The organism is Kitasatospora sp. NPDC028055 (assembly GCF_040637885.1).
In the GTDB taxonomy this organism is placed as follows: Bacteria; Actinomycetota; Actinomycetes; order Streptomycetales; family Streptomycetaceae; genus Kitasatospora.
The window spans coordinates 1-4706 of the sequence record NZ_JBEZXE010000102.1 but is presented as its reverse complement, the minus strand read 5'-3'; the positions used below and the strand labels follow the sequence as shown (position 1 = coordinate 4706).

Annotated in this window: 4 protein-coding genes; 3 read left to right on the top strand and 1 reads right to left on the bottom strand. The window is 75.0% G+C overall.

From position 1 onward, the window contains the following. Positions 1-187 precede the first annotated feature (187 nt). Positions 188-985 (top strand): hypothetical protein, encoded by a 798-nt coding sequence (locus AB0F71_RS39695; protein WP_360246137.1) that lies wholly within the window; start codon positions 188-190, stop codon positions 983-985. A gap of 16 nt (positions 986-1001) precedes the next feature. Here the strand turns inward: AB0F71_RS39695 and AB0F71_RS39690 are convergent, their stop codons facing one another. Next, positions 1002-2678, bottom strand: coding sequence for an FAD-binding dehydrogenase (locus tag AB0F71_RS39690; RefSeq protein ID WP_360246134.1), 1677 nt, complete (start codon positions 2676-2678; stop codon positions 1002-1004). Between the two features lie 106 nt (positions 2679-2784). Here AB0F71_RS39690 and AB0F71_RS39685 point away from each other — a divergent pair, with 106 nt between their 5' ends. After that, positions 2785-4059 (top strand): helix-turn-helix domain-containing protein, encoded by a 1275-nt coding sequence (locus tag AB0F71_RS39685; protein WP_360246131.1) that lies wholly within the window; start codon positions 2785-2787, stop codon positions 4057-4059. A 139-nt stretch (positions 4060-4198) separates the two neighbouring features. Further along, a complete protein-coding gene (locus AB0F71_RS39680; protein WP_360246128.1) occupies positions 4199-4582 on the top strand; it encodes a hypothetical protein in 384 nt (127 codons plus the stop codon). Positions 4583-4706 lie beyond the last annotated feature (124 nt).

Sequence of the window (4706 nt, the reverse complement as noted above, 5' to 3'; positions counted from 1 at the left end):
GCCGGCCCCCGCCGCCCCCGCGCCCCCCCCCCCCCCCCCGCCCCCCCCCCCCCCCGCCCGGTTCCCGTGCCCGGCCCGCCCGAACCGCCCAGGCTCAGCCGGACCGCCTGGCCCGCCTGGCCCACCGGCCCACCCGCCTGACCGCTTGACCGCCTGACCGTAACGACCGATCGGAGAAGACCCCCGCATGGCCCGGAAGACGAAGGCCGCCCCCGCCGCCGAACCGCCCCGGCGCCGCCGCCCCCGCTGGTTGACGGCGCTGGTCGCGTTCGCGGTGTGCGCCGCCGTCGCGGGCGGCGTCGCCGCGTACGAGACGGTCTCCGACCAGGCCGCGGAGCGGCCGGTCAGCAGCGACGAGGCCGCCCGGCTGGCGCTGTCCCGGCTGAACCTCTACCAGGCCAGCCCCGTGAACGTGGTGCTCACCGCGGACGAGGGTGGGGGAGTGCGGATCCAGGTCGAGGGGGTCGTCGACTACCGCACCCACCGGGGCGCCGGCCGCTACCGGTCCACCGGAGCGAGCGGTCCGCTCGACCACGGGCTGGTGGTCTGGGACACCGGCGGCCTCGGCCTCGCCCCCGAACCCGAGGGCGACCAGAGCCCGCCGTGGCAGCAGGCCGAACACGTCCCCCGGTCCGGCTGGTCGCCGCGTTCGTACACCGCCGACCCGCTGGACGCCGGCCTCCAACTGCTCACCCAGCTCGGCGCCGACCGCCCCGACAACCCGGTGCTGCTCGCCCAGTCCGGCGCCCGCTGGCTCGGCCAGGACCGGATCGACGGCCGCAGCTACGACCGCTTCTCCGGCCCGCGTGCCCAGGGCGCCGCGCCGGACGGCAACCGCTCGCCGCTCACCTACTGGGTGGACGGCGACGGCTCGCTGCGCCGGGTCACCATGCGGATGGCGGGCCTGGGCACACCGGCCACCGTGGAGTTCTCCGGCCGCAACGCCGACGCCAAGCTCCCTGAGGCGCCCTGGCTGACCGGCTGACGATGCGTCAATCAACTCACAGCGTACGAGAGATGGCGAGTCCGGCTGCTCGCCCCGAGAAGATGCACCCGCCGAGGAAGGTGCCCTCCAGGGCGTTGTACCCGTGCACGCCCCCGCCGCCGAACCCGGCCACCTCCCCGGCGGCGTACAGGCCGGGGACGGGCGCCCCGTCGGCTCCGATCACCCGGGAGTCCAGGTCGGTCTGCAGGCCGCCGAGGGTCTTGCGGGACAGGATGTTGAGCCGTACGCCGATCAGCGGGCCGTGCGCCGGGTCGAGGATCCGGTGCGGCCGGGCGACCCGGGCGATCCGGTCGGTCAGTGACCGGCGGGCGTTGTGGATCGCCATCACCTGCACGTCCTTGCTGAACTCGTTGCCCAACTCCCGGTCCCTGGCGACGATCTGACGTTCGATCATGGCCGCGTCGAGCTTCGGGCCGCGGGCGATCCCGTTCATGGCCGCGACCAGCTCGGGCAGGGTCCGGGCGACCACGAAGTCCTCGCCGTGCCGCTTGAACCGCTCCACCGGGCCGGGGGCGCCCTTCGCCAGCCGGCTGCGCAGCGCGAACTTGAGGTCGCGGCCGGTCAGATCGGGGTTCTGCTCCGAGCCGGAGAGCGCGAACTCCTTCTCGATGATCGACTGGGTCAGGACGAACCAGGAGTAGTCGTGGCCGGTGGCCAGGATCTGCTTCATCGCGCCGATCGAGTCGGCCCCCGGCACGCCGGACATCCCGGTCAGTCGGCGCCCCTCGGCGTCGAACCACATCGAGGACGGGCCGGGCAGGATCCGGATGGCGTGGTCCGGCCAGACCGGGTCCCAGTTGTGCACGCCCTCGGTGTAGGCCCACATCCGGTCCCGGTTGACCACCCGGCCGCCCGCCCGCTCGGTGATGGCCAGCATCCGGCCGTCGACGTGGGCGGGCACACCGGAGATCAGGTGCTCGGGCGCCGGACCGACCCGCTCGGTCGGCCAGTTGGCGCGCATCAGCGCGTGGTTGTGCCCGATGCCGCCGGAGGTCACCACGACCGCCGCGGCTCGCTCCTCGAACGGGCCGGTCACCTCGCGCGAGGACTTGACCCCGCGCGCCGAGTCGTCCGGCGCCAGCACCGAGCCCCGGACGCCGACCACCGCGCCGCCCGCGCCGTCCTCCGTCAGCAGCTCGTCCACCTGGTGCCGGAAGGCGAACCGCACCAGCCCGGCGCGCTCCGCCCGCAGCACCGGGCGCAGGAAGGCCTCCACCACGCCGGGCCCGGTGCCCCAGGTGATGTGGAAGCGCGGCACCGAGTTGCCGTGGCCGGTGGCCGAACCGGCGCCCCGTTCCGCCCACCCCACCAGCGGCACCACCCGGTGGCCCAGCTCGCGCAGGTAGCCGCGCTTGCCGCCCGCCGCCCACGCCAGGTACGCCTCGGCCCAGCGCCGGCCCCAGAGGTCCTCGTCGTCCGGGCGGTCGAAGCCGGCCGAACCGAGCCAGTCCTGTCGGGCCAATTCCAGCGAGTCCTTGATCCCGGCCCGCCGCTGCTCCGGACTGTCGACGAAGAAGAGGCCGCCGAGCGACCAGAACGCCTGGCCGCCGAGGTTCCGCCGGTTCTCCTGCTCGACGACCAGCACCCGCCGGCCGGCCTTGGCCAGCTCGTGCGTCGCCACCAGACCGGCCAGTCCGGCCCCGACCACGATCACCTCAGGCTGGAACGGCATTCAGCTCTCCCTCGGGGGAATCCGCCGTCGCCCGGGCGCGACGGCCGTACCGTCCCCATGGTCACGGGCGGGCCGCGGGGGCGGGCACTAGGCTTGTCAGGTGGTGATGAAGAAGACTGTGCCATCGGAGCACGGCACACCGGTAGGGGGCGCGTCGGCGGGCGGCGGGGCCGCCGACCGCGCTGCCGCTGACCGCTCCACCGCCGTGGCGCGGATCCTGGCGGACGAGCCCGGCATGGTCGAGGCCGCCATGGCCGCCGTCACCCGGGAGATCCCCGCCTATGCGAACCTCGACGTCCGTCAGCTCGAGGAGGTCCGCTCCCTGATCGTCTGGACCCTCCGCCGGGTGCTCGAACTGTGGTCCGTGGACGGCGCCCTGGACGCCGATGACCTCCGGATGTTCCGCGGCGTCGGCGCCGTCCGGGCCCGAGACGCCCGCCCGCTGGCGGCCGTGCTGCGCGCCTACCGGGTGGCCGCGCTGGCCTTCTTCGACCGGATCGGCGAACGCTTCCCCGACGCCGTCCCGTCGCGCGACCTCAGCGCACTGGCCCGGGTCTGGCTGACGGTGCTCGACCAGTCCTCGGAGGCGGTCTTCGACGGCTACGAGTCCGCCGGCCGCGTCCTCGGCGAGGACCGCGAACGCGCGCTGCGCGGCCTCCTCGCGGACCTGCTGCTCGGCCGGCAGAGCCACGCCGGCACCCTGCGCGCGCGGCTGCGCGAACTCGACGCCGAACTGCCCGCCACCTTCGACCTGTTGGTGGTCTCCCCGGCCACGGGAGCCGGCGGAGCCGCCGGAGCCGCCGACGCCGCGCGGGCGGCCGAGCTGGTGGCCACGGCCCTCGACGCCCGGGCCGCGGGCCGGTCCGGCGAGCTCGAACTCACCTCGCTGCACACCGTCATGGACGGCGTCGGGGTCGCCCTGCTCAAGGCGGCCGACCCGGCGGCGCTGGACCGCCTGACCGCCGCGCACGCCCTCACCGGCGCCCGGCTCACCGGCGTCACCGCCGCCACCGCCCCGCGCGACTACCGCCTGGCCCTCCACGGCCTCCGGCACGCCCCACCCCTGGTACGGACCGAGCGCCGGGTGCTCGACCGCGGCGACCTGGAGGTGGTGGCCCTGGTGACCGGACACCCGGACGCCGCCCCCGCCCGGGTCACCGAGGCCGTGCTCGGCCACCTCGCCCAGGACGACGACACCCGGCGGACCCTCGACGCGGTGATCTACGCCGACGGCGCCGCGGGCGCGGCCGCCCGCCTCCACCTCCACCCGCAAACCGTCCGCTACCGCCTCCGCCGCCTCGCCACCACCACCGGCCGCGACCCACGCACCCCGTGGAACCGCTTCGTCTTCCAGACCGCCCTCCTCGCGGCCACCCCCTGACACCCCCCGCGCGCAGGGCCGCCACCACGACCACCGGGAACCCAGCCACGAACCTCGGTGTCAGTGACGGTTCGTAGGTTGCCCGCGTGAACATCGATGATCTTCTCTGGTAAGCGCGAACCCACGGTGGTGTCCACCCGTGGAGGGGCTCACCGGTGCGTACGCCGAGGGGCATCCGGAGAGCATCCTCCGGCTGCGGTTCTGGCTCCTGGGCGAGGCGGGCCGCTGTGCGGAGGGTCTCGCGGAGGCCGCCGCGCTCAACGAGCAGGAGCCCGGGGAGTGGGACACCGTGGTGGCGCGGCTGCTGGAGCGGGACGGCCGCCCGGAGGAGGCCCTCGCGCTGCTCCGGGCGTCCACCCACCATCGGGTCGACTTCGACCTGACCGAGATGCTGATCAGACTGGGCCGCCCGGAGGAGGCCCTCGGCGCCGTCCCCACGATCACGGAGGCGCGCGCGGCCGCCGAGCGGCGGGAGCGTGAACTGGCCGAGCAGGGGGAGCAGGGGGAGCAGGACGACCCGTAGGGCCCGTCTTCAAACCCCCGCCTGCGGGCCCTTGAGTTCTAGGGATCGTTGCAACGCCCCAGCTGGGGAGTGCAATGACCTTCGAGATCCGCGAGGACCGGCAGCCGCAGGGGCCCAGGAAGCT

Bases quoted from the DNA above. Each gene is read 5' to 3' on its own strand.
- AB0F71_RS39690 (WP_360246134.1), bottom strand. From the start codon at position 2,678: ATGCCGTTCCAGCCTGAGGTGATCGTGGTCGGGGCCGGACTGGCCGGT.
- AB0F71_RS39685 (WP_360246131.1), top strand. From the start codon at position 2,785: ATGAAGAAGACTGTGCCATCGGAGCACGGCACACCGGTAGGGGGCGCG.
- AB0F71_RS39695 (WP_360246137.1), top strand. From the start codon at position 188: ATGGCCCGGAAGACGAAGGCCGCCCCCGCCGCCGAACCGCCCCGGCGC.